A 1,898-nucleotide genomic window follows, 5' to 3' on the forward strand; every position below is an offset into this window, starting at 1 on the left:
CCTGTGTCGGGGTGGCGGGATTTGAACCCACGACCTCTTCGTCCCGAACGCGATTAGCTCCACCGGTGACCTTCGCTTAGGGGTCATCTGACCAGCGCCACCGTCACCGAGTTGTCCACTACCGTCCGGGAGCGTCTTGGCGTGGCTGCCTCACGTGGCCCCCCGTTTGGCCCCCTCCCCGCGCCACAGGCCCGGACGGCACCGCCCACAATCATCACGTTAGTCCGCCACGGAAGGCGCATGCGGCGCTGGCTCCCCATCGCGTGGAGACGGGACGATCGCGGCTTGCTCCTCCACGACATCCTCGTCATCGGGCAGGAGCACGGTAGGTGTCGCATGCGGATGCTTGCGCACCAGGTACTCCAGAGCATGCTCATCCGTGGACTGATAGTCGAGCCTATCCCGGTAGAAGTGAAGTCGCTGCTTACACTCCTGGATAACTTCGCTCCACTCGCGGACCCACAGTCTTGCGTTAGTGCCAATCGCGCTAGCCTGGCCCGGGGGTAGGTGAGGCTGACGCGTAAGGCTCCGCAGGACGTCATCCATGGAATTCCCGATGAGCCAGAAGTCCCAGTTCGCCTCGGTACTCCGAAAGCGTTCATCCGCGATGACGGTGGTTGCATATTTCACTAGCTGGGCATACTCGGCCATTCCGAGTCTTACGTTGGGGCGCTTGAGTTCCACGACCAAGTGATGAGGCTTTTGCACCCAAACGGTCGTCTTTGAAAGCATCAGGTCGACTCTGCCGGCGTGTCCGTCCAGGAGACGAACATTAGTGTCTTCGGGCTCAGGCACCCTTAGGATCGAAAGGTGCTTTCGAAGAACTTCCGAGAGTCCGCGCTCACTCACCATGAGCGAGTATTCTTCGCCGAAAACCCAAGCCTCGTTTTCCAGGATCTTATGCAACTGATCCCGCTCTCGCGTCACCTTCTTCGCCTCGGTGTCGAAGAGTAGTATCTCCAGGGCGCGAAGGAAATCGAGACGGTCAGTAACCTCTGTGGACGTGCGGATCAAAGAGGTCAGACTCGTACGCTTCAGCAGCAGTCCAAGCTCTTCCTTTTCCTGACGAGTCAAGGAGAAGAAGCGCTCAAGGATTTCCGGTGTGTGGTCGGGCTTCGCCGCAAGTGTCTCCTTCAGGAGACCCAGCGTCGCCCTTCTGGCGTTACGAGCCTTAGGGATATGCTTCGCGATAGTCGTTGCTACCGTATCGAAGGCTTCCCGCTCAGTGATCTCTGTCGGTTCTGTAGCCTCTCCCTCGTAGGGGTATACCTGCTCCCTCTGCCACTCCTGGACCTGCTCCCGGCGACGGTCATCGACCCTGCTCCGGAAGTGCTGACGAAGGCGTCCTCTTGCCTGCTCTACTACTGCCGAGGCTGGGGAATCTTCATCCCAGTCGACCAAAGCTAGGTCCTGCGGCCTATCCTCAAATCCCTGCCACGAAAGATAGGCCGTGAAATTGAAGCCTGGTGCCTGAATCTCCGGGCGGAGCTTTACCAAGGGCATCCGCCTTGAGTCGCAAAGCGCAAGCTCGCGCGTTACACCTCTGCGCCACTCTATAACCCTTAGTTCGGGAGCAGGGAACTCCCCGATTTCGTCAAGATCGTAAACGGCTGAGTGGACTTGTACCTGTCCAGGATCAACCCGCGCTCCATCGTATGTCACTGATGAGTCCGGGTAGGTTTCGAGATACAGAGCCAATTCGGTCGTCAGCGCTGAGATCACCCTTGAAGTGTTCAGCAATCGATCCAGATTAGGAACTGCCCCCCACGCCTCGACTGTCGTTCCGGTATCGTCATCAGTTAACCCGAGCGTGTCGATGCGGTAGTTTCGCATCGCTGTACGATCGGCCTCGATGAGGGTCTTGACTTTCCCGTCAATGCCCTTACCAATGGTCGTCC

1 protein-coding gene is annotated in these 1,898 nt (G+C 58.4%); it reads right to left on the reverse strand.

Going from position 1 to position 1,898, the window contains the following annotated elements:
• Positions 1-219 precede the first annotated feature (219 nt).
• A partial coding sequence (locus tag ACWDNY_RS31340) for an ATP-binding protein (RefSeq protein ID WP_451649195.1) occupies positions 220-1,898 on the reverse strand: 1,679 nt, incomplete at its 5' end.

This window comes from Streptomyces sp. NPDC003697, from assembly GCF_053587115.1.